Genomic DNA, 23,715 nt, shown 5'->3' on the forward strand with positions numbered 1-23,715 from the left:
GGCGCCGATCCTGCTGTCAGATCGCCTTTTCGGACCTTCCGACGATCTGACAGCAGGCTCGGCGGCGGGGTCAGTCGACCAGCGCGCGCAGGAAGAACGTCAGGTTCGCGGGCCGCTCGGCGAGCCGACGCACGAAGTAGCCGTACCACTGCGAACCGAACGGCACATAGACGCGGACGTTGTTGCCTGCGTCGGCCAGCCGGCGCTGCTCGGAGTCGCGGATGCCGTAGAGCATCTGATACTCGAAGCCGTCCACGCCGCGGCCGGCCTCTCGGACGAGCCCCGGCACCGCGTCGAGGATCTCCGGATCGTGCGAGGCCACCATCGGATACCCGCTGCCGCCCATCAGGATTCGCAGGCAGCGCAGGTAGGCGTCGGTGACCTCGGCCCGCTCCCGGTGCGCCACCGATGCGGGTTCGTCGTAGGCGCCCTTGCACAGCCTGATCCGTGCGCCGGACGCCGCGAACTCCCGGCAGTCGTCCTCGGTGCGCTTGAGGTACGCCTGCAGCACCGTTCCCAGCCAGTCGAAGTCGACGCGGAGGTCGCGCACGATCGACAGCGTCGAGTCGGTGGTGGTGTGGTCCTCGGCGTCCACGGTGACCCAGGCGCCGACGTCGCGCGCCTTCGCGCAGATCGCGTGCGCGTTCTCGTAGGCGATCTTCTCGCCGTCGCGCGGCAGCGCCTGGCCCAATGCCGACAGCTTCAGCGACACCTCCAGCGGCCGAGGGATGCCCTCGGATTCGGCGCGCTCGCCGAACGCGTCGAACAGCGCCATGTACGCCCGCACGGTCGCATCCGCGGCGTCGGCGTCGGTGACGTCCTCGCCGAGGTAGTCGACGCTGACGAGGCGCCGCGAGTCGCGGAGTGCGTCGACGGAGGAGAGGACGTCGGCCGTGGTCTCCCCCGGGACGAACCGGTGCACCACGTCGCGGGTGACGGGTGTGCGCTCGGCGATCCGCCGCAGCCGGTCGGAGCGGCTCGCCGCCAGGATCGTCGGCCTGGCGACGCGGTCGAAGACTCCCATGATCAGACTCCCATGTGCGGGTAGAGGTGGTCGGTCGCCGGCACGAAGGTCTCCTTGACCGATCGTGCCGACGTCCAGCGCAGCAGGTTCTGCGGCGACCCCGCCTTGTCGTTGGTCCCCGACGCCCGCGAGCCGCCGAACGGCTGCTGCCCGACGACGGCGCCCGTCGGCTTGTCGTTGACGTAGAAGTTGCCTGCGGCATACCGCAACCGGTCCTGCGCACGGAGGACGGCGGCACGGTCGTCGGCGATCACGGCACCGGTGAGGCCGTAGGTCGATCCGCCGTCGACGACGTCGAGCACGTCGTCCCACGTGTCGTCGTCGTAGACGTGCACGGCGAGAATCGGCCCGAAGTACTCCTTGCTGAAGGCCTCGTCACTCGGATCGTCGGAGAGCAGGACGGTGGGGCGGACGAAGAAGCCCTCGGCGTCGTCGTACCCGCCGCCCGCGGCGATGGTGACGTTGGCGCCCTTCGCCCGTTCGATGGCGTCGACGCACCTGCCGTACGCGCGGCGGTCGATCACGGCCCCGCCGTAGTTGCTCAGGTCGGTGACGTTGCCGTAGCTGAGTGCCTCCGTGGCGCCGAGGAAGTCGTCGCCCATGCGGGCCCAGACCGACCGCGGGATGAACGCGCGCGATGCGGCGGAACACTTCTGCCCCTGGTAGTCGAAGGCACCGCGAATGAGGGCGGTACGCAACACGTCCGGCTGAGCGCTGGCGTGTGCGACGACGAAGTCCTTGCCGCCGGTCTCCCCGACGAGGCGCGGGTAGGTGCGGTACCGGTCGACGTGGTTGCCCACCTCCCGCCACAGGTGCTGGAAGGTGGCGGTCGAGCCGGTGAAGTGGATGCCCGCGAGCCGGGGGTCGGCGAGGACCACGTCGGAGACGGCGAGCCCGTCGCCGCCGACGAGGTTGATCACGCCCGGGGGTAGCCCGGCCGCTTCGAGCAGCTGCATGGTCAGGTAGGCCGAGAATGCCTGCGTCACCGACGGTTTCCACACGACGGTGTTGCCCATCAGGGCGGGTGCGGTCGGCAGGTTTGCCGCGATGGCGGTGAAGTTGAACGGGGTGATGGCGTAGACGAAGCCCTCGAGCGGTCGGTAGTCGGTGCGGTTCCAGACACCCGGGGAGCTGATCGGCTGCTCGGCGAGGATCTGCCGCGCGAAGCCGACGTTGAAGCGCCAGAAGTCGATGAGTTCGCACGCCGCGTCGATCTCGGCTTGGTAGGCGGTCTTGGACTGGCCGAGCATCGTCGCGGCGGCGAGCTTCTCCCGCCATGGTCCGGCGAGCAGGTCGGCGGCGCGGAGGAACACCGCGGCGCGCTCGTCGAACGGCGTGGCGGCCCAGGACTCCTTCGCGGCGATGGCGGCCTCGACGGCGGCGGTCGCCTCGGCGTGTCCGGCGTTGGTGAGCGTGCCGAGGACGGCGGAGTGCCGGTGCGGCTGGACGACGTCGATGCGCTGGCCCTCGCCCATCAGGTGACGGCCGCCGATGACGTGCGGTAGGTCGATGGGACCGGCATCGAAATCTGCAAGTGCCGCAGTGAGCAACGCGCGTTCGGGGCTGTCGGGCGCGTAGTCGTGTACCGGTTCGTTGACCGGCAGGGGAACGTCGGTGACGGCGGTGAAGGTGGGCATGGTCACAACTGTCGCTCGTGCCGGCCACGGATCCGTTGGCCGATCGGACAACATTGCCCGACGTGACCCGTACAATCCGACAACATGATCAGACCCGGCGTCAGTCTCGGACAGCTGGTGCTGGCACTCGACGCGACCATGGTGACCCTGATCGAGGCCCCGCGGGGGCTCGACCTGGCCGTGTCGTCGGCGGCGCTCATCGATTCCGACGACGTGCGCCTCGGCCTTGCGGCAGCGTCCGGATCGGCGGACGTGTTCTTCCTTCTCGGTGTGGGCGACGACGCCGTCCTGTCCTGGCTGGTGCGGCAAGCCGAACCCCGTACGCCGGCGGCGATCTTCGTCAAGGAGCCGTCCGCCGCGGTGATCGATCGCGCTCGGGCGGCGGGCACCGCGGTCGTGGCCGTCGAACCGCGGGCACGCTGGGAGCGGCTCTACCGCCTCGTCGACCACGTCTTCGCCCACCACGGCGACCGGGCCGATCCCCGCGACGAGTCGGGCACCGACCTGTTCGGCCTCGCGCAGTCCATCGGCGACCGTACCCACGGCATGGTCAGCATCGAGGACGAGCAGTCGCATGTCCTGGCCTACTCCGCGTCCAACGACGAGGCCGACGACCTTCGCCGGCTGTCGATCCTCGGCCGCGCCGGCCCACCCGAGCACCTCGCCTGGCTCGGTCAGTGGGGCATCTTCGACGCCGTCCGCGCCGGTGAGGTCGTGAGCGTCGAGGCGCGGCCCGAACTCGGACTCCGACCACGCCGGGCGGTGGGCATCCACCGTCGCGAGGCGGATCCGCGCCGCGCACCGACGTTCGCGGGCACCATTTGGGTGCAGGAGGGGTCGCGATCTCTGGCCGACGACACCGACGAGGTGCTGCGGGGCGCGGCGGTGCTCGCGGGGCGGATCATGGCGCGGCTGGCCGCGGCGCCGTCGACGCACGCCGTCGTCGTGCAGGAACTGCTCGGATTGCGCGACGGGACAGCCGAGGTGGCGGAACTGGCACGCGGGCTCGGCATCGTCGCCGACGGCCGGCCCGCCGTCATCGGGTTCGACGGGCGAGAGGCAGGCAGCACCCGGTTACCGGAGGTTCTCGCGCTGAGCGCCAGCGCCTTTCGACCCGACGCCCAGGTCGCGGCGAACGGATCGCGGGTGTACGTGCTGTTCCCGGACACCGGCCGTGCGTCGGTCCCGTCCTGGATCCGCGGCACCATCTCCGCGCTGCGTTCGGAGTTGGGCATCGAATTGCGCGCGGTGATCGCCTCCCCCGCAACCGGTCTCGGCGGTGCGGCGGCGGCGCGCGCCGAGGTCGATCGGGTGCTCGACACGGGCGCACGCCATCCCGGCTCGCTCGGCCAGGTGACGTCGCTCGACGAGGCGCGCACCGCGGTGCTGCTCGACGAGATCGTCACGATGATCGCGGCCGACGGCCGGCTGACCGACCCGCGCATCCGCGCGCTGCGCGACGACGATCCGGTGCTGGCCGAGACGCTGCGCGCCTACCTCGACGCGTTCGGCGACGTGGGGACGGCTGCCACGTGGCTGCACGTGCACCCCAACACCGTCCGCTACCGCGTGCGTCGGGTCGAGGAGAAGCTCGGCACCTCGCTGGCCGACCCGGACGTCCGCCTGCTCCTCGCCTTGAGCCTGCGCGCGACGGCGTGACCCAGTTTTGCCCCGAACTGGAGAGTCACGCCGTTGGCGGGCGAAACGACGACGTGACCCTCCAGATCGGCGCAGCAGCAGCGAGTCAGAGCGACTAGGTGGTCTGACCGGGGCTGCCGTTGCTGCCGCCACGGGAGGTGCCTGCGCCGCCTGCGCCGCCCGCACCGCCGCCGTCGGGTCCGTTGCCTCCGTTGCCTCCGTTTCCGCCGATGCCGGCGGGACTCAACCCTCCCGAGATGCCGTCACCACCGCGACCACCGTTGCCGCCAAAGCCGCCTGCCGTACTCCCTCCGTTGCCGCCGTTGCCGCCGCGGCCCGATCCCTGCAGCTGATTCTGACCGTCCCCGCCGCGTCCCCCCGCACCGCCGTTTCCATTGGTACTGGCACCGCCCGCACCGCCGGCGCCACCCAGGTTCCCGCTGTACAAGCCGTACCCTAGGCCGCCAGCACCGCCGGCACCGCCGTTCCCGTCGCGACTGTTGCCGCCGGAGCCGCCGGAGCCGCCGGTGCTGCCGTCTGACCGGCCATTGCCCAGGCCTCCCGTTCCGCCGGCACCACCATCACCGGTGATGCTGGAGCCGCCCGCACCGCCCTGGCCGCCGGTGCCGCGACCGAAGCTCGCATTGCCCGTGCCACCGGTCCCGCCCTGTCCGCCGGTCCCCGAAACACTCCCCCCGCCCGCGCCGCCGTCGCCGCCCAGTCCGCCGTTGAACAACCTATCTTTGCTATCTCCACCGGCGCCGCCTTGACCGCCGGTGCCCGCCGCGCTGAATCCACCGACGCCACCGGTTCCGCCCTGGCCGCCGCGCGGGCCATTCGTGGCACCTTCGTCGCCACCGACGCCTCCTCGTCCGCCGGTGCCACCCGTGCCCTGGATACCCGACACTCCGGCAGAGCCCGTCCCAGGTGCGCCGACGGTACCCGCGGACCCGCCGGCGCCCGCTTGGCCACCAGTCCCGCCCCCGCCACCGGTGCCGCCTCGGCCACCCGTAGCAGTCGTGGTACCCACGCCACCCGTACCGCCCGTTCCACCGGTGCCACCCGTCCCACCGGTGCCGCCGCGGCCACCGTCGCCCTTGGCACCCACAACCGGGGTCCCGGACCCGTGGCCGGGCTGTCCTCCACCGCCTCCGGTGCCGCCATCGCCGGCCTTGCCGCCGGTACCGCCTGCCGTGCCGCTGCCGCCGGTTGCTCCCGCTCCGCTCGCATCGGAACCGTTGTTGCCGGTCGTTCCCGTGCCGCCGGTGCCACCGGTACCGCCAACACCGCCGGAGCCGCCCGCGCCGCGAACGCCGGCGGCGCCCACGCCGGTACCGCCGTTGCCGCCAACACCACCAGAGCCGCCGGTACCCCCTCGACCTCCCGCGGTTGCCGAGAGACCCGTTCCGCTCCCGCCCTGACCGCCGGCGCCACCAGAGCCGGCGTCACCGCCTGCCCCGTTGATGCCGTTGGTCCCCATGGCGGCCCCGTCGCCCCCGGCAGCACCACCGAGGCCGGCCGTGCCGCCGTTCCCACCGTTGCCGCCGTTTCCACCGAGCAGGCCGGTCGTGCCGTTGCCCTGGGCATCGACGCCGCCGACCGCACCGGCGGTGCCATTGCCGCCCTGGCCACCTCTGCCACCGTCGCCGCCCGCACCACCATCAGCCGCCTTGCCGATCACCCCGGCAGCACCGCCACCACCCACGGTCGTACCTGCGGCACCGGCCGCACCCGCGCCGCCCCCGGCGCCACCCACACCACCATTGCCGCCCTTGAGACCACTGGTGCCCGACGTTCCCGGCACGCCACTGGTCACTCCGCCGGTGCCGATTGCGCCGTCACCACCCCGGCCACCAACCGCACCATCGCCACCGTCACCACCGGAACCGTTCACGCCCGTGTTGCCCGCCACGGCGCCCACCCCACCGGCCGCGCCACCGAGGCCGGCGTTACCGCCCCGGCCACCCGCACCACCGGAACCGCCAGCCTGGCCCACGATCCCGTTGCCATCCGCATCGGTCCCCGACGCCGCACCGGCGGTGCCGTTCCCGCCGTCCCCACCACGACCACCATTGCCACCCGCACCACCATCAGCCGCCTTGCCGATCACCCCGGCAGCACCGCCACCACCCACGGTCGTACCTGCGGCACCGGCCGCACCCGCGCCGCCCCCGGCGCCACCCACACCACCATCGCCGCCCTTGAGACCACTGGTGCCCGACGTTCCCGGCACCACACTGGTCACTCCGCCGGTGCCGATTGCGCCGTCACCACCCCGGCCACCAATGGCCCCATCGCCACCGTCACCACCCGAGCCGTTCACGCCCGTGTTGCCCGCCACGGCGCCCACCCCACCGGCCGCGCCACCGAGGCCGGCGTTACCGCCCCGGCCACCCGCACCACCGGAACCGCCAGCCTGGCCCACGATCCCGTTGCCATCCGCATCGGTCCCCGACCTCGAGCCCGCGGTGCCGTTCCCGCCGTCCCCACCACGACCACCATTGCCACCCGCACCACCATCAGCCGCCTTGCCGATCACCCCGGCAGCACCGCCACCACCCACGGTCGTACCTGCGGCACCGGCCGCACCCGCGCCGCCCCCGGCGCCACCCACACCACCATCGCCGCCCTTGAGACCACTGGTGCCCGACGTTCCCGGCACCACACTGGTCACTCCGCCGGTGCCGATTGCGCCGTCACCACCCCGGCCACCAATGGCCCCATCGCCACCGTCACCACCCGAGCCGTTCACGCCCGTGTTGCCCGCCACGGCGCCCACCCCACCGGCCGCGCCACCGAGGCCGGCGTTACCGCCCCGGCCACCCGCACCACCGGAACCGCCAGCCTGGCCCACGATCCCGTTGCCATCCGCATCGGTCCCCGACCTCGAGCCCGCGGTGCCGTTCCCGCCGTCCCCACCACGACCACCATTGCCACCCGCACCACCATCGGCCGCCTTGCCGATCACCCCGGCAGCACCGCCACCACCCACGGTCGTACCTGCGGCGCCGGCCGCACCCGCAGCACCCCCCGCGCCACCCTTACCGCCGGCACCACCGGTGAGCCCCGCTGTGCCCGACGTCCCCGCCACGCCACTGGTCACCCCGGCGCCACCGACCGCGCCATCACCACCCCGGCCACCAATGGCCCCATCGCCACCGTCACCACCGGAACCGTTCACGCCCGTGTTGCCCGCCACGGCGCCCACCCCACCGGCCGCGCCACCGAGGCCGGCGTTACCGCCCCGGCCACCCGCACCACCGGAACCGCCAGCCTGGCCCACGATCCCGTTGCCATCCGCATCGGTCCCCGACGCCGCACCGGCGGTGCCGTTCCCGCCGTCCCCACCACGACCACCATTGCCGCCCGCACCACCATCAGCCGCCTTGCCGATCACCCCGGCAGCACCGCCACCACCCACGGTCGTACCTGCGGCACCGGCCGCACCCGCGCCGCCCCCGGCGCCACCCACACCACCATCGCCGCCCTTGAGACCACTGGTGCCCGACGTTCCCGGCACCACACTGGTCACTCCGCCGGTGCCGATTGCGCCGTCACCACCCCGGCCACCAATGGCCCCATCGCCACCGTCACCACCCGAGCCGTTCACGCCTGTGTTGCCCGCCACGGCGCCCACCCCACCGGCCGCGCCACCGAGGCCGGCGTTACCGCCCCGGCCACCCGCACCACCGGAACCGCCAGCCTGGCCCACGATCCCGTTGCCATCCGCATCGGTCCCCGACCTCGAGCCCGCGGTGCCGTTCCCGCCGTCCCCACCACGACCACCATTGCCACCCGCACCACCATCGGCCGCCTTGCCGATCACCCCGGCAGCACCGCCACCACCCACGGTCGTACCTGCGGCACCGGCCGCACCCGCAGCACCCCCCGCGCCACCCTTACCGCCGGCACCACCGGTGAGCCCCGCTGTGCCCGACGTCCCCGCCACGCCACTGGTCACCCCGGCGCCACCGACCGCGCCATCACCACCCCGGCCACCAACGGCCCCATCGCCACCATCGCCACCGGAACCATTCACACCCGTCGCCCCGGCCCGGACGCCTGCTCCGCCAACTCCGGCGTTGCCACCCTGGCCGCCGGCACCGCCGGCACCGCCCGCCTGGCCGGCCACGCCGTTTCCGTCGGCACTGGTCCCCGACGCCGCCCCGGCCACGCCGTTGCCGCCCCTACCGCCCTTGCCGCCGTTGCCACCTTGACCTCCGGCGCCGAACAGTCCCGACGCGCCACCGGTTCCGCCGTCGCCACCTCGGCCACCGGCATGGCCGGCTTCGCCCGACAGAGAACCCGCCGCTCCGGCGGCGCCGTTGCTGCCGCTGCCGCCTGAGCCGCCGTCACCGATCAACGCACCGCCCCGACCGCCAGTGCCCCCGCTGAGGCCGGTTCCGCCGGCAGCGCCTCCGTCACCGCCGTTGCCGACGAACATTCCGCCCGCTCCACCCGAGCCGCCCGCAACGCCCCGCAGGACTCCGTCTCCTCCGGCGCCACCGTTGCCGATCAGTCCGGCGTTGCCTCCGCGGCCGCCATTGGCTCCGCGGCCGCCGTCACCGAACAGCCAGCCGCCGTCGCCGCCGTCGCACGCGGCTCCAGAGCAATCGCTGGGTGCGTCCACACCTTTGCCAATCAGTGGCCGGAACGTTGTACCCGAGGGCGCGCTGGACAGCACACTGCGGCCGAAACCCGCAGCTTGGTTGGCATCGGTCCGCATGGCGTTCAGCCACCAGGGGTCGATCTCGAAAGAAGGCTGCGAGTCCCCTTGCACGACAGGTGCCGGAGTGCCGGGAAGGAAGTGCGCAGTATCGGCGTGCGCGGTACCCGCGGAGAACATGCCGACACCAACGACCGCGATACCGCCGGCCGCGGGGGCGGCGGTCAGCCACGCCCGCATCGCCAGTGATTTGCTGTTCTTCTGCGCGCGGTGCTGACCCATGATTCCACCCAAGGTTCGTTGACGGAGACGTACATTTCGTCCGGCGCGGAGCCTAACAGCGTGATTGCAAACATGAACACAGTTGTTCGTGAATTGCTGTAACCAATTCATGACGTCGTTTTGAGCTAACCCTGGCTCGGGCACCTCGTGAGGGGAACTTCCGGGCAGCACTCGGCCGCGCAAGAACCCGCCTGATGAAGGCAGTGCGGACAAGGGTGATCCCGTGAGCGGTCCGCCGGGAGCAGACGCACATGTGCGCGGCACGCCGGTGCTTTTGTCACGCTTGCTGGAGCCATGAAGTGGACTGCTCGCCGGATGAACGTCAGTGGCAGTGCACGTGCCGTTCGGCCGTACCTGCGGTCACCGGGTCCACGGCCGTGACCGCACCGACCTCGTCGGCGAGCGTGCCGGTGGAGTACGCCGCCGCTCCGCCCACCATCGTCAACTCGGCCCGCTGCTCCAAGTAGGCCTCCGGTGTCCGCTCGAGCGCGTAGAGATCGCTGGACCACACCACCAGATCCGCCTCCATGCCCGGCACGAGCCGGCCGCGGTCGTGTTCGGCGTGCCACGCCCGCGCACCGTGCACGGTGTAGGCCTCGAGCGCACGGTCCAGATCCAGGCGCTCGGCCGCCGTCCACGGATCCGATCCGTCGAGGCCAGCCCTCGTCGCCGCGGAGTACAACCCGACGAGCGGGTCCATCTCACCCACCTGCCAGTCGCTCGAAAATGCGACCGTCGCACCCGAAGCGAGCAGACTCCGGAAGCGCCAGGCACAGTCCCACCGCTCCTCGCCGACGTTGTCCATCCAGGTTCCGGCCACCAGGTCCGGTGAGCAGTGCCGCGGTTGCATCGCCGCGGTGACGCCGAGTTCGCGAAAACGGGGCAGGTCGTCGGGATGGAGGCACTCCACATGGACGATCCCGTGCCGGCGATCGCCGGTGCCGTTCTCGAAGGCCGCGTCCTCGATCGCGTCCAGCGCTAGGCGGATGCCGCCGTCGCCGGTCGCGTGGGTGTGCGTCTGAAAGCCCATGCGGTCCAATTCGCCGATCACCCCGACGAGTTCGCGCCCGGGGTAGCTGGGCCTGCCACGCACACCGGGCCGGTTGGCGTAATCCTCGAGCATCCACGCGGTGTGCGGCTCGATGACGTCGTCGGCGTAGAGCTTCACCGGACCAAGCTGCAGCATCGGATGCTCCGCCGCGCCGTCGACGGCATCACGCAGTCGCCGACGGAAGTCGCCGTCGGCACCCACCGGGTGGAACAGCGCCGCGATCACCCGTGACGTGAGCACTCCTTCGTCGAGGGCCCGCTCGAACAGCGACAGTTCGGCGAGCGGCACCTGGGGTTCGACGACGGTCGTGATGCCGAGCGACGTGGCCATTCGCATGCTGGAACGAAGTTTTCGGTACCGGCGCTCCGGCGAGTACATCGGGATGTCGGCCTGCAGTGCCGCCAAACCCGCCTCGGTCATGGCACTGGTGTAGAAGTCGGTCACCCATCCTGTGGGCTCCCCCGTCTCGTCGCGTTCAGGTCGACCCCAGGCGACGTCGACGCCGGCGGTGATGTGCAGCGCGGCGAGCGCGGCCCGGTTCAGCCAGACCGAGTGCTGGTCGTACGTCGTGATGAAGATCGGCCGGTCGGTCAGCCCGGCGAGGTCATCGGCGTTGGGTCGCCGTCCCTCGACGACGGAGTAGACCGCGTTCTCGGCGCAGATCCAGCCGAGATCGGTTCGGGCCTGGGCGAACTCGGCTATCCGACGGCGCACCTCGGTGAGGTCGTGCGCACCCTCGAGTGACACCGCGTCCTCGTCGAAGCCGAGCAGGAGGTGGTTGTGGCTGTCGATGATCCCCGGCGTGACGAGCCGGCCGCCGGCATCGATGCGACGCGTCGCATCGGGGGCGTCGGCCGACGAACCGACGTAGACGATCCGGCCGTCGTCGACGCCCACCGCGTCGGCCCACGGCGTAGTGGGGTCGAAGGTGCGCACCCGCGCGTTGGTGATGAGCGTGTCCACGGGTCAGGCCTCCTCGTCGCCGACGTCGAGCAGCAGCAGGTGCGTTCCCGACCGCGAGCGTAGGTAGCCGAAGTAGTAGGCGAAGCCGGTGGCGATGATCCCGACCGCGATGCCGAGGCTCAGCCACTGTGCGGGATCCAGCACGCCGATGACGAAGATTGCGCCGATGGCCAGCAGTGCCAGCGCCGGAGGCAGCGGCCACCACGGCATCCGGTAGCCGTTTTCCGACCCAGTCGCCCTGCGACGCATGACGATTGCGGCCAGCGCGATGAACCCATAGCTGAACGCCAGCGTCGACCCGGTGGCGTTGAGCAGCACGTCGAGCGGCACCAGGCAGCCGAGCAGCGCCAGGATGCCCATCACGATGGTCGCCACCCACGGCATCTTCGTCGAATCCGAGACTCGCACCAGCGGTGTGGCCAGCGCGGCGGGCAGCGCCTGATCCCTCGCGGCCGCGAACAGCAGGCGGCCGGACTGCAACGCGATGGCGATGATGGCGTTGATGATGGCCAGCGCCACGGATACCAGCACGAACACCGTCACGGCGTGACCGGCTCGTTCCTCGAGGAACGCCTCGACGGGCAGTGCGGCGCTGAACAGGTCGGGCAGCGAACCCGTCCCCAGCATGATCGCGGCGAGCGGGATGATCTCGGCGGCGATGGTCACCCCAGCACTCCAGAGGACGGCCCGGGCGATGCTGCGGCGCACGTCCTTGGTCTCCTCGGCGAAGTACACCGCGCCGCCGTAGCCGTTGAACGAGAAGATGCCCTGGGTGACGGCGAGGACCAGCCCGGCGATGCCGAGCGGCGCCAGTCCCCCGGTCGCAGCGTCGATGGCCTGCGGGTTCAGGAGATCGCCGATCGGCCGCTCCAGGTGGACGAGGCCGAGCACGGTCAGCAGGCCCAGCGCCGCCATCTCGACGAACAGGAACGCTCCGGTGACCCACGCGTTCGCGCGGATGTTCAGGCACGCCGTCCCCGTCGCCAGCACCACGACCACGAGCGCGGTCCACACCGGGTCGAGGCCGCCGATCGCGACGCCGAGGTAGTCGGCCACGCCGAGGGCGAAGATCGCGACGATCAGGGGCAAGGTCACCAGGCTGACGAAGAACACCGCGACGCCGCACGCCGGACCGAGCGTGCGGCTGACCAGCGAGTAGTCGCCTCCGGCCACCGGGTGTCGCGAGGCGAGTTCGGCGTAGCAGAACGCGATCAGGATGCTGATCACGCCCGCGATGGCGAATCCCCAGAAGACGCCGGTGCCGAAGACCGCAAGGGCCGCCCCGCCGAGGATGAACACGCTCGACGCCGGAGAGATGCCGGACAGCGTGATCAGGACGTTGCCGCCGACCCCGAGCGAGCGCGACAGGACGCCGTCGTAGGTGGGCGCGGCGTCGGGCGGTGGGTCCGTGACGCCTGTCGGCGCGGTGGATTCGGTCATGTCGGCGTCCCTGTCCGTCGGGGTCCGGACTGAACTCCGGAATTCTTTGACGTTGGTGTCGAAGAATGACGCCCAGGCTGACATGTGACGTCGATTACTGTCAACCGCATGGCTCGCCCACGCAATCAAGGGGCCCGTCGCCAAGCCCTCATCGAGGCCACCTACAGCGCGGGACACAAGCACGGATTGCGGTCGCTGTCGCTCACCGACGTCGCCGCGCAGGCCGGCCTCAGCCGCGGCACGGTGCTGTACTACTACGACGACCTGGACGCCCTGCTGGTCGAGGCGCACAGCGCCGGCGTCGAACGGTTCTGCGACGAACGGGATCGGCTCGTTGCGGCCACCGACGACCCGAGAGGCAAACTGGCGGAAGCGATCTCAGCCGGACTGCCCAGCGGTCCCGACGACGCGCTGATGCGGCTGCTGTACGAGTTCGACTTCCTCGCAGGCAATTCGGCGCTGCACGACGAGCTGGTGCAGAAGATGTACGTGCGCCAGATGGACACCTACCGCGGCATCTTCGCCGAGGGTCGGCGCAGCGGCGCGTTCACGCCCAACCTGGACGACGAACAGTTGGCGATGACGTTCGTCGCGCTCGAGGATGCCTACGGTCTGCACATCGTGGCCGGAAACGCCCTTATGACAGTCGATTCCGCGGCGGCGGCCATGCGAGCGGTGGCCGCGGACCTGGGCTGCCCGCCGAGCGGGTGAAACGTCCCCGCGAGCAGACATCAACTCCCCTCATCGCACCTGAATCAGGGAAGTTCGCGTCTGCTCGCCGGAGGAAACCCAGGCCGTCAGGCGGCGAGGCGCGCGACGGCGGCGGCGATGCGTTCGTCGGTCGCCGTCAGGGCGAGCCGCACGTGCCGGCCGCCGCGGGGACCGTAGAACTCACCGGGCGCGACGAGGATGCCACGCTGGGCGAACCAGGCGACGGTGTCGCGGCACGGCTCGTCGCGGGTGGCCCACAGGTAGAGCCCCGCCTCGGAATGGTCGACGGTGAAGCCCGCGTCGCGCACCGCCCGCAGCAGCGCGATGCGGCGCGCGGCGTACCGCTCGCGCTGCACGACCTCGTGCTCGTCGTCGTCGAGGGCGGCGATCATCGCGGCCTGGATCGGGGTGGGGACCATCATCCCGGCGTGCTTGCGCACGGCGAGCAGTTCGGCGACCACGGCCGGGTCACCCGCGACGAAGCCCGCGCGGTAGCCCGCCAGCGACGACGTCTTCGACAACGAGTGCACCGCAAGCAGACCGGTGTGGTCGCCATCGCTGACCGACGGGTGCAGCACCGACACGGGCTGGGCGTCCCACCCGAGGCCGAGGTAGCACTCGTCGGACGCCACCAGCGCGCCACGTTCGCGGGCCCAGCCGACGACCTTGCGCAGGTGGTCGACGCCGAGCACGGCACCGGTGGGGTTGCTCGGCGAGTTGAGATAGACGAGCGCCGGCGCCTGCGGACCGAGCTGGGTCAGTGAGTCCGCCCGCAGCACCTGCGCGCCCGCGAGTCGCGCGCCCACGTCGTAGGTCGGGTACGCCAATTCCGGGACGACCACGACGTCGTCGGCCCCGAGGTTCATCAGGGTGGGCAGCCACGCGATCAGCTCCTTGGTGCCGATCACCGGCAGCACCGCGGCGTCGGCCAGACCCGCGATGCCGTAGCGGCGACCCAGCGCAGCGACCATCGAGGATCGCAGGGCGGCGGTGCCGGCGGTCGTCGGGTAGCCGGGTGCGCTGCTGGCTGCGGCCAGCGCGTCGCGGATCAGCGGTGCGACGTCGTCGACGGGGGTGCCGACCGACAGGTCGACGATGCCGTCCGCGTGCGCGCGAGCTTGCGCGGTGACGTCAGCGAGGGTGTCCCAGGGAAAGACCGGCAGCGCCGACGAGAGCGGACGGGGCATCGAGAACGGGGGCGTCAGCCCTCACCCTGCGGTGCCAGCGCCTTGACGGCAGCCGGGTCGTTGTCCGTCTGGCCCACCTTGGACGCTCCGCCCGGCGATCCGAGTTCGCTGAAGAAGTCGGCGTTGATCTGGGTGTAGGTGCCCCACTGGTCGGGGACGTCGTCCTCGTAGTAGATGGCCTCGACCGGGCAGACCGGCTCGCAGGCGCCGCAGTCCACGCACTCGTCGGGGTGGATGTACAGCATGCGAGCACCCTCGTAGATGCAGTCGACCGGGCATTCTTCGATGCATGCCTTGTCTTTGACGTCGACGCAGGGTTCGGCGATGGTGTACGTCACGGGTGTCTCTCCTGTCCAGTGGGCTGCTGGTCGGGCTCGTTCGGTGTCTACCACGGGACTCCGAGACCAAACCGGAGCAAGTATGCGTTGCCGATACCTGGACGGTCGTCTCAGTGTGCCCTAACTTCGCGCGCCGCCCCGAGGGGTGGCGCGCTGTTACTGATACTAGACGTTGCAGATAAAACACGACAACCGCGGACACGACGTGTCGCCGGTTGTGCACTCAGTTGCATAGGACCGTGGGTACCGCATACGCTGCGGCCGTGGCCCTACCCCACGCGATCCTGGTGTCGCTCGCCGAGCAGGCCGGCTCCGGATACGAACTCGCGAGCCGCTTCGACCGCTCCATCGGCTACTTCTGGGCAGCCACCCACCAGCAGATCTACCGCACGCTGCGCACGATGGCGGCCGACGGCTGGATCGGGGTCGAGGTGGTCGAGCAGACCGCACGCCCGGACAAGAAGGTGTACGACGTCACCGAGGCCGGCCGCGCCGAACTGATCCGCTGGCTCGGCGAACCGCTGTCTGGACGCGGCAGCTCCGTCACCGATTCGAGAACGCGAGAACTCGCCGTGAAGCTGCGCGGCCTCTGCTTCGGCGACGAGTCGAGCGTCGAGGCGGTCCGCGATCAGGTGGTCACGCTGCGCCTGGAACGTGCGACGACGCTCGAGACCTACCTGGGCTTCGAGAAGCGCCAGTTCCCCGACCCAAACTCTCTTTCCGGCGCCGCACTGCACCAGCACCTCGTGCTGCGCGGCGGCATCCGGGCCGAGCAGGGTTCGGTGGACTGGCTCGACGACATCCTGACGGCGCTCGGAGGCGACACGTGAGTACCACCTATCCCCATCTGCTCGCTCCCCTGGACCTCGGGTTCACGACGCTGCGCAACCGGGTCGTGATGGGGTCGATGCACACCGGCCTCGAAGACCGTGCCCGCGACATCGACCGGCTCGCCGCCTACTTCGCAGAGCGCGCCCGCGGGGGCGTCGGCCTCATCATCACGGGCGGGTACGCACCCAACCGCACGGGTTGGCTGCTGCCGTTCGCCGCGCAGCTCGTGTCCTCGGCCGAGGCGCGCAGGCACCGTGGCGTCACCGACGCCGTCCACGCCGAGGGCGGCAAGATCCTGCTGCAGGTGCTGCACGCGGGACGCTATGCCTACCATCCGTTCTCGGTCAGTGCGTCGTCGATCAAGGCTCCCATCAACCCGTTTCGGCCGCGGGCGCTGCGCGACGTCGACGGCACGATCGCGGACTTCGTGCGCTGCGCCGTGTTGGCGCGCGAGGCCGGTTACGACGGCGTCGAGATCATGGGCAGCGAAGGTTATCTGCTCAACCAGTTCCTGGCGCCGCGGACCAACAAGCGCACCGATGCATGGGGCGGCTCGCCGGAGAAGCGGCGTCGGCTGCCGGTGGAGATCGTCCGCCGCACGCGCGAGGCGGTAGGCCGCGACTTCATCGTCTGCTACCGGATGTCGATGGCCGATTACGTCGAGGACGGCCAGAGCTGGGACGAGATCGTCGCGCTGGCAACCGAAGTCGAGGCCGCGGGTGCGACCATCATCAACACCGGCATCGGCTGGCACGAGGCGCGGGTGCCGACGATCGTGACGTCGGTGCCCAACGGTGCCTTCGTCGACGTCAGCAACGCCGTCGCCGAACACGTCTCGATTCCCGTGGTCGCGTCGAACCGGATCAACATGCCGCAGTCCGCCGATCAGATCCTCGCCGATGGTCGGGTGCAGCTGGTGTCGATGGCCCGTCCCCTGCTGTCGGACCCGGATTGGGTGCGCAAGGCGGCGGCCGACGCGGCGGACGAAATCAACACCTGCATCGCCTGCAACCAGGCATGCCTCGACCACGCGTTCAAGCATCAGACGGTGTCATGCCTGCTGAACCCGCGCGCCGGGCACGAGACCACACTGGTCTTGGGTCCTACCCGCCATACCCGCAGCGTTGCCGTCGTCGGCGCCGGCCCGGCGGGTCTGTCGGCGGCCGTCACCGCCGCGGAACGCGGTCATCGGGTCACCCTGTTCGAGGCCGGCTCGTCGATCGGCGGCCAGTTCGACTTGGCCAGAAGGGTTCCCGGCAAGGAGGAGTTCGCCGAGACCATGCGCTACTACGCCACGATGCTGGCCAAGCACGGCGTGGAGGTGCGCCTCGGCTCGCGGGCCACGGTCGAGGGCCTCGCGGACTTCGACGACGTGGTGCTCGCCACCGGCGTGACGCCGCGCATGCCGGACATCCCCGGGATTGATCACCCGATGGTGCTGTCCTACGCCGAGACGCTGCTCGGCGCGCCGGTCGGCGACCGGGTCGCGGTGATCGGCGCGGGCGGGATCGGATTCGACGTCAGCGAGTTCCTGGTCACCGACGAGTCCCCGACGCTGAACCTGAAGGAGTGGAAGGCCGAGTGGGGCGCCGCGGATCCGCAGGAGGTGCGCGGGGCGTTGGTGACGCCGATTCCGCTGCCGCCCGCGCGCGCGGTGTACCTGTTGCAGCGCACCAAGGGTACGCAGGGGCGGGGGCTGGGCAAGACGTCCGGCTGGGTACACCGCGCGTCCCTGAAGGCCAAGGGCGTCGAGCAGCTCTCGGGTGTGAACTACGAGCGCATCGACGACGCGGGCCTGCACATCAGCCTCGGCCCGAAGCACACCGATCCCCGGCTGCTCAGAGTCGACAACGTCGTCGTCTGCGCGGGTCAGGAGCCGGTGCGCGACCTTTTGGACGCGTTGCGGCGCAACGGAATCGAGCCGCACGTGATCGGCGGCGCGGCCGTGGCCGCCGAACTCGACGCCAAGCGGGCGATCCGGCAGGGCGTCGAGCTGGCGGCCGCGCTGTAGGCCGTCCTTCCGCGAGCGTGCGTGTCTGCAGGCAACACGCCGAGGCGCAACCGGAGTTTACGCACGCTCGCGGAGGCGAGTCAGGCCTGGCGGAGCGCCTCGATCTCGAGGGTGATGGTCACCTTGTCACCGACGACCGCGCCGCCGGTCTCCAGCGGCATGTCGATGTCGACGCCGAAGTCCTTGCGGTTGATGACGACCGACGCCTCGAAGCCCGCCACGGCGCCGTGGCCCATTCCGGGGTTGACGCCGTTGTAATCAAGGGTGAGGTCGATGGACTTGGTGACGCCCTTGAGGGTGAAGTCACCGGTCAGCACGTAGGCGTCACCGTCGGCGCGGACGCCGGTGGATGCGAAGGTGGCGGTGGGGTGGTTCGCGACGTCGAAGAAGTCGGCGGCCTTGAGGTGCTCGTCGCGCTGCTCGTTGCCGGTGAAGACGGAGTCGACGGCGATCTCGGCGGTGACGGACGGGGTGCCGTCCTCCGCGACGACGATCGCGCCGGAGAAGTTCTGGAACGTGCCGCGGACCTTGCTCACCACGAGGTGACGCACGGAGAACGAGACGGACGAGTGAACGGGATCGATGGCCCAGGTACCTGCGGTCAGGTCGGTGGCTACGGCTGCGGTCATGGCGTGCTCCTCGGGTGTGGGTGCCGTCGTTCGGCACTTCTCCGAGTGAAACGGACTGCGGTCCGATCCTATTCCGGACCGTGGTCCGCTCAGCCGTCGGCGATGACGCCCCACTTGGCCTCGGTGCCGGAATGGCCGATGCGCACGACTCCGACCATCGACGACACGCCCACCACCACTGCGAGGACCACCACCGCCACGTTGAGCAGCGTGCGCTTCCTTGGCTTGCGCGTCTCCAGCCAGTGCTGCACGGCGAGGACGACGGACACCACCAGCAGGCCGACGGCGAAGTAGATCATCCACTCGCCGCGCTCCTCGTGGGTCTCGAGGATGGGGCTGTGCTCTTCCTCGCGACCGTAGAGCCACTCCCCCGCCGACACGGCGAGCGGCGACATGACGACGATGGCCACCGAGAACGCGAGCACGAGCCACACGAATCGTCGCCGGGCGGCGGGCCACAGCGCGCAAAGGATCTGCAGCCCGGCGGTCAGGGGCGCGAGGACGACGAGTCCGTGCACCAGAAGCGCATGAGCAGGCAGGCCGAAGATGGTGGTCATGGGCGCTCCCGGGCTCGGCGACACCTCAACATAGAGCGTCGGCGGTGGCGCCGATCAGCCTTGGGCCAATTCCCTTGCGCGCTGTGCGACGGCCCGCCAGGCCTGGCGTTCCTGGGGCGGCAGTTGCGACCAGCAGTCGGTTGAGTCCTGGCAGCAGAGTTCGGCGTCCTCCGGCGACATCCCGCGCTCCACCAACCACGTACGACAAAGCTGGACGGCGAGGCTCTCGTCGGCGAGTGCGCCTTCGTCGGATGCCGGCATTGCCCGGATGAACGCGATGTCAGCGTCGATCCGCTCCGATGCGGAGCGCCGAGACCCGGCCCACCACGAGCCGATGCGGATACCGATGGTTCCCGCCGTCGCGGCGACGATTAGGCACATTAAGACCTCGTTGGCGAGCAACACGCCGATCCCCCCACCTGTCGGCAAATTTCGCCGCCCCTTTGGGCACCCTACCCTGGCCGACGGACCGAGATGAACCGTAGGGCCATAAGCATCCCTGAGCAGCAGATCCGTGATGACGAGTCGGTCGTACGTCATTCGCTTTGCACGTCAAGCCCCTCGGCCCAGAGGAACAGCGAACTTTGGTTCACATGTGCCCAAGCAAACTGCCGTCGGCGTCGATTCCTGCGTCGCACGCGTCGGTGCCGCGACACATGGGCGACTCGGACGGTGATGTACCGAGTGGCCAGTTCACTTGCGCTGCACGCGCGGAGAACGCACGCAAGTGGCCACTCGACGAGCGACTTGTAGACGAATCCGGGAGCGTCAGCATCGCTGACGCTCCCGGAAATGATTGTTTCCGCAGGCGTTTCGAGCCCGGCGTCAGTGGTCAGGCGCCCGAGCCGGGTTGGCCGTCGTTTCCAGCCTTGCCATCGGCGCCCGGGGTGCTGCCGGTACCGCCCTTGCCGACGGAGCCTGCCTGGCCGGCCTGACCCGGGGTGCCAGGCCGGCCGTTCTGACTCGCGTCGGCGGAGTTGGTGCCACCGGCACCGGGAGCGCCGCCATTGCCGCCATTGCCGGCGCCTCCGCCGTTGCCGCCGGTTCCGACGGTCCCCGCGCCGGTGAAGAACGGGATGAAACCACCCGAGCCGGCAGCACCGCCATCGCCACCGGCGGCGCCATTGCCACCGTCCCCACCCCTGCCGCCGTTGCCGCCGTTGCCGGCCAAGCGACGTGCATCGGTGTTGTTGCCGCCCGCACCGCCGGCGCCACCGATGCCGCCGTCGGCACCGTTGCCGCCACTTCCGCCGCTGCCACCGCTGCCGCCGGTACCGAACAGGAACCCACCCGTGCCGCCGGCACCACCGTTGCCGCCGGCGACTCCATTCACACCCGCCGCGCCGTTGCCGCCGGATCCGCCGAGAGCGCCGTATCCGAGATTGAAGGCGTCGCTGCCACCCTTCCCGCCTGCACCGCCGTTGCCGCCACCGAACAGAGCGTTGCCACCATTGCCCCCGGCGGAGGCGAAGCCCATCCCCGGTCCCCCGCTTGCGCCCGGGCCGCCGTCGCCGCCGTTGCCACCGAGGGGACCGCCGAGACCGCCTGGTGCGCCGGGGAGGTCGCCAATCGGGCGATTCAGGTCAGTCAAACCGGCGCCCGCACCGCCGACGCCGCCGTTCTGCAGGCCGGCTCCGTCGGCGCCGGGTGTGGCCGGCCGGGGAGGTATGGGCGACGAGTCGGCAGCGGTGCCGTTGGCGGCCGAGGTGGTTGCGGTCGGGTTCACTCCGTTCGCGCCGCTGGCACCGTTGCCGCCATTGCCGCCGTCACCGATGAACAGCCCACCGTCGCCGCCGTTGCCTCCCGACTGCCCGGATAGCAGCACCGGGGTGTACCCCTTGCCACCGTTACCCGCGAACAAGCCTGCGTTGCCACCGTTGGGGCTCGCCAGCGTCCCGTCGACACCGTTGCCAACGAAGATGTTGAGTCCGGGGATCAGCCCAGCGATGTCGAAGATCGGATCGAACAGACTGGCACTCAGCCCGGCCCCACCGAAGAAGTCCAACCCCGGAATCTCGAACTGCGCGGGAACCGGCGCGACCGGAGCAGCCTGCGCGGCCGGAGTCACAAGTAAAGCGGCAACCGGAGCGGCGAGAAGCATTCCCGCGCCACCTAGGACAGCGGTCGCAGCCACCATCGGCTTTCGCGCGAGGCAACGGCGATTCTGACCACTGGACATGATTCTCCCTGGAGTGATTTGGTGCGGGCTAACAGCTCCAGCAACATACCAACCGTTTCATTCGGTCGTCGGGGATCGGCGTCGCAGTGAACTACGGGCCCTTCTCGTCACACGCGGTTGTTTCGCACGCAGCGACTCGTCGTCACCGGCCAATGGTGATGAGCCAGTCCACAAGGCTGTTGCGACGGTGAACAAAATCCTGTTCAAGATGTCGCACATGGTTGCCGATAGCCTTCACCTCATTGGAAGCAGGTCCGGCGTTCGTCACACTCCACCGGCACCCGTCCGTGCCCCATCACCGCTTTGGCGTGACACACGGAATCTGCGATCTCATCAAGATTTGGCACAGCCAATTAGCTGACAGCAAATCATGGAGCCGACGCGGCATCGATTCGGCGTCGCATCGAGGCAACGACCAGCATCCCGACGAGCGGGTGATGATCGTTGCCGGATGTCCGATGCCTTGCGCGATCAAACGCGAATTCAATGCAGACGAGTCCGGGAGCGTCAGCATCGCTGACGCTCCCGGAAATGATTGTCGTCGCAGCCCTTTCGGGTCAGGCGTCAATGTTTACGCACCGAAACCGGGCTGGCCGTCGTTGCCACTCTTGCCGTCGGTGCCCGGGGTGCTGCCGGTACCGCCCTTGCCGACCGAGCCTGCCTGGCCGGCCTGACCCGGAGTGCCAGGCGTTCCGTTCTGAGTCGCGTCAGCAGAGTTGGTTCCGCCGGCGCCGGGGGCGCCGCCATTGCCGCCATTGCCGGCGGCTCCGCCGTTGCCGCCCGCGCCGACGGTTCCGGCGCCGGTGAAGAACGGGATGAAACCACCGCCGCCAGCCGCGCCGCCGTTGCCACCGTTCGCGCCGTTGCCACCGTCCCCACCCCTGCCGCCATTACCGCCGTTGCCGGCCGGGGAGGCTGGGTCGTCGTTGTTGCCGCCCGCGCCGCCGGCGCCACCGGTACCGCCGTCGGCGCCGTTGCCACCAAGTCCGCCGCTGCCGCCACTGCCGCCGGTGCCGAACAGGAACCCACCCGTACCGCCGGCACCACCGTTGCCGCCGGCGACTCCATTCACACCCGCGGCAGCGTTACCGCCAGCGCCACCGTTGGCGCCATACCCCTTGAAGGTGAGGCCAAGGTCGTCACCACCCCGCCCACCGGCGCCGCCGTTGCCGCCGCCGAACAGCGCATCGCCGCCGGTTCCTCCGCCAGAGGCGAACTGGGCATCGGTCCCGTCTGCACCCGCACCGCCGTCGCCGCCGTTACCGCCGAGTGTTCCGCCGAGACCGCCTTGTGCGCCTGGGAAGTCACCGACCTGTCCGAAGTTCTGACTGAAGGGTGCGCCGGCACCGCCCACGCCGCCGTTCTGCAGACCGGCCCCGTCGGCGCCGGGCGTGGCGGGCACTTCTGGTGCAACCGACGAGTTGGCATTGGTTCCGTTGGCCGCCGACGTGGTCGCTGTCGGGTTCACCCCGTTCGCGCCGCTGGCGCCGTTGCCGCCATTGCCGCCGTCACCGATGAACAGGCCACCGTTGCCGCCGTTGCCGCCCGACTGCCCGGATAGCAGCACCGGGGTGTACCCCTTGCCACCGTTGCCGGCGAACAGGCCCGCGTTGCCACCGTTGGGACTCGCCAGCGTCCCATCGACACCGTTGCCGACGAAGATGTTGAGTCCGGGGATCAGTCCGGCGATGTCGAAGATCGGATCGAACAGACTGGCACTCAGCCCGGAGCCACCGAAGAAGTCCAACCCCGGAATCTCGAACTGCGCGGGAACCGGCGCGACCGGAGCAGCCTGCGCGGCCGGAGCGACGAGTAAAGCGGCAACCGGAGCGGCGAGAAGCATTCCCGCGCCACCAAGGACAGCGGTTGCTGCCATCGTCCGCCTCTGCGCGACGCTCTTGCGATCCTGACGACTTGACATTGTTCTCCCTGAAAATGTTCTGAGTGCGGGTCTACCGGCTTCAGCAACATACCAACACGACGGCCAAATGAGTGATCTTGAGCCGGTTGCAGGGAAGGATCGCTGCACAGTGCAGTTCGGAATCGTCACCCGCAACGCCCTTGCGTTCGGCCAGTTAACGGTCGTGTCTATCTGCGCCAAGGCCTCGGTTTGCGCAGAAAAACCAGTTCAGCGCCTCTCAAGCGATCGCCATCGGATGCAATAACTGCCGCTGTTACGTCTTCAGCAAGTGCTCCCTAAGCCCCCACACAGCATCCCGTTTCCGTACGGTGAGCATCCTTCAAATTCGCGCTCGACAGACGGTTGCCCGATGTTACGGAGTACTTAACCAACAGCAAACACTGCTCAGTCACGCGGTCCGAACGCCGAATCAGAGTGGTCTCAATCCGTCAACGCCGACGCCGAGGTTTCGACGATCGTCGAAGGAGCGTTGCCAAGCCAGATCCTGGCTGGCGCAGAGATCTACTGATCATCGATCGATGCAACGCGGGTGGGGTTTTCCGATCGGCTCATTCAAGGGAAAGGTCGAGGGGCGACGACTCGCGCACAAGGCGAACCGCAGAAGGCACAAGCTTCGTCGGTCCATGTACTGGCCGCCGTATTGGTGCGAG

General features: G+C 70.1%; 17 protein-coding genes and 1 pseudogene. 5 read left to right on the forward strand and 13 right to left on the reverse strand.

Going from position 1 to position 23,715, the window contains the following annotated elements:
* Positions 1-70 precede the first annotated feature (70 nt).
* Both G6N64_RS26735 and pruA read right to left on the reverse strand, forming a co-directional pair.
* Positions 71-1,024, reverse strand: a complete 954-nt coding sequence (locus G6N64_RS26735; RefSeq protein WP_163800809.1) for a proline dehydrogenase family protein — start codon at positions 1,022-1,024, stop codon at positions 71-73.
* 2 nt (positions 1,025-1,026) lie between these two features.
* Positions 1,027-2,661, reverse strand: a complete 1,635-nt coding sequence (gene pruA, locus G6N64_RS26740; RefSeq protein WP_163800810.1) for an L-glutamate gamma-semialdehyde dehydrogenase — start codon at positions 2,659-2,661, stop codon at positions 1,027-1,029.
* A gap of 84 nt (positions 2,662-2,745) precedes the next feature.
* Here pruA and G6N64_RS26745 point away from each other — a divergent pair, with 84 nt between their 5' ends.
* Positions 2,746-4,320 carry a PucR family transcriptional regulator gene (locus tag G6N64_RS26745; protein WP_163800811.1) on the forward strand — a complete coding sequence of 525 codons (1,575 nt, stop codon included), beginning with the start codon at positions 2,746-2,748 and terminating at the stop codon, positions 4,318-4,320.
* Between the two features lie 94 nt (positions 4,321-4,414).
* Here the strand turns inward: G6N64_RS26745 and G6N64_RS26750 are convergent, their stop codons facing one another.
* The gene (locus G6N64_RS26750) at positions 4,415-5,035 is read right to left on the reverse strand and encodes a hypothetical protein (RefSeq protein WP_163800812.1); all 621 of its coding nucleotides are present in this window, start codon (positions 5,033-5,035) and stop codon (positions 4,415-4,417) included.
* 30 nt (positions 5,036-5,065) lie between these two features.
* On the opposite strand from G6N64_RS26750, the gene G6N64_RS30530 reads away from it, so the two are divergent.
* Positions 5,066-8,644 (forward strand): RHS repeat domain-containing protein, encoded by a 3,579-nt coding sequence (locus tag G6N64_RS30530; protein ID WP_163800813.1) that lies wholly within the window; start codon positions 5,066-5,068, stop codon positions 8,642-8,644.
* 108 nt (positions 8,645-8,752) lie between these two features.
* On the opposite strand, the pseudogene G6N64_RS30755 reads toward G6N64_RS30530, so the two are convergent.
* The 3 genes and pseudogenes from G6N64_RS30755 to G6N64_RS26765 form a co-directional block, all read right to left on the reverse strand.
* Positions 8,753-9,358 (reverse strand): annotated as a pseudogene (locus G6N64_RS30755) (PGRS repeat-containing protein); the annotation flags it as partial.
* Between the two features lie 211 nt (positions 9,359-9,569).
* Positions 9,570-11,261, reverse strand: coding sequence for an amidohydrolase (locus tag G6N64_RS26760; protein WP_163800814.1), 1,692 nt, complete (start codon positions 11,259-11,261; stop codon positions 9,570-9,572).
* Between the two features lie 3 nt (positions 11,262-11,264).
* Positions 11,265-12,701 carry an APC family permease gene (locus G6N64_RS26765; protein WP_163800815.1) on the reverse strand — a complete coding sequence of 479 codons (1,437 nt, stop codon included), beginning with the start codon at positions 12,699-12,701 and terminating at the stop codon, positions 11,265-11,267.
* Positions 12,702-12,809: 108 nt separating this feature from the next.
* On the opposite strand from G6N64_RS26765, the gene G6N64_RS26770 reads away from it, so the two are divergent.
* The gene (locus G6N64_RS26770) at positions 12,810-13,412 is read left to right on the forward strand and encodes a TetR/AcrR family transcriptional regulator (protein WP_163800816.1); all 603 of its coding nucleotides are present in this window, start codon (positions 12,810-12,812) and stop codon (positions 13,410-13,412) included.
* A gap of 86 nt (positions 13,413-13,498) precedes the next feature.
* On the opposite strand, the gene dapC is transcribed toward G6N64_RS26770, so the two are convergent.
* Both dapC and fdxA read right to left on the reverse strand, forming a co-directional pair.
* Positions 13,499-14,599: a succinyldiaminopimelate transaminase gene (gene dapC / locus G6N64_RS26775; protein ID WP_163800817.1), complete on the reverse strand. Its 1,101-nt coding sequence runs from the start codon at positions 14,597-14,599 to the stop codon at positions 13,499-13,501.
* Positions 14,600-14,613: 14 nt separating this feature from the next.
* Positions 14,614-14,937: a ferredoxin gene (fdxA, locus tag G6N64_RS26780; RefSeq protein ID WP_163800818.1), complete on the reverse strand. Its 324-nt coding sequence runs from the start codon at positions 14,935-14,937 to the stop codon at positions 14,614-14,616.
* Between the two features lie 263 nt (positions 14,938-15,200).
* Between fdxA and G6N64_RS26785 the strand changes: the two genes are divergently transcribed.
* Together G6N64_RS26785 and G6N64_RS26790 are read left to right on the forward strand one after the other, a co-directional pair.
* Entirely contained in the window at positions 15,201-15,767 is a 567-nt protein-coding gene (locus G6N64_RS26785; protein WP_163800819.1) for a PadR family transcriptional regulator, read from the forward strand.
* The gene (locus G6N64_RS26790; protein ID WP_163800820.1) at positions 15,764-17,779 is read left to right on the forward strand and encodes an NADPH-dependent 2,4-dienoyl-CoA reductase; all 2,016 of its coding nucleotides are present in this window, start codon (positions 15,764-15,766) and stop codon (positions 17,777-17,779) included. Before G6N64_RS26785 ends, G6N64_RS26790 begins: the two co-directional genes overlap by 4 nt.
* An 80-nt stretch (positions 17,780-17,859) precedes the next feature.
* Here the strand turns inward: G6N64_RS26790 and G6N64_RS26795 are convergent, their stop codons facing one another.
* The 5 genes from G6N64_RS26795 to G6N64_RS30540 form a co-directional block, all read right to left on the reverse strand.
* Complete coding sequence (locus G6N64_RS26795; RefSeq protein ID WP_163800821.1) at positions 17,860-18,408, reverse strand: YceI family protein; 549 nt, start codon at positions 18,406-18,408, stop codon at positions 17,860-17,862.
* Positions 18,409-18,497: 89 nt separating this feature from the next.
* A complete protein-coding gene (locus G6N64_RS26800; protein WP_163800822.1) occupies positions 18,498-18,965 on the reverse strand; it encodes a DUF2231 domain-containing protein in 468 nt (155 codons plus the stop codon).
* A gap of 54 nt (positions 18,966-19,019) precedes the next feature.
* Entirely contained in the window at positions 19,020-19,370 is a 351-nt protein-coding gene (locus tag G6N64_RS26805; protein WP_163800823.1) for a hypothetical protein, read from the reverse strand.
* Between the two features lie 427 nt (positions 19,371-19,797).
* The gene (locus G6N64_RS30535) at positions 19,798-21,066 is read right to left on the reverse strand and encodes a PGRS repeat-containing protein (RefSeq protein WP_163800824.1); all 1,269 of its coding nucleotides are present in this window, start codon (positions 21,064-21,066) and stop codon (positions 19,798-19,800) included.
* A gap of 649 nt (positions 21,067-21,715) precedes the next feature.
* Positions 21,716-23,020, reverse strand: a complete 1,305-nt coding sequence (locus G6N64_RS30540) for a PGRS repeat-containing protein (RefSeq protein ID WP_163800825.1) — start codon at positions 23,018-23,020, stop codon at positions 21,716-21,718.
* Positions 23,021-23,715 lie beyond the last annotated feature (695 nt).

This window comes from Mycolicibacterium sediminis (assembly GCF_010731735.1).
GTDB lineage: Bacteria > Actinomycetota > Actinomycetes > Mycobacteriales > Mycobacteriaceae > Mycobacterium > Mycobacterium sediminis.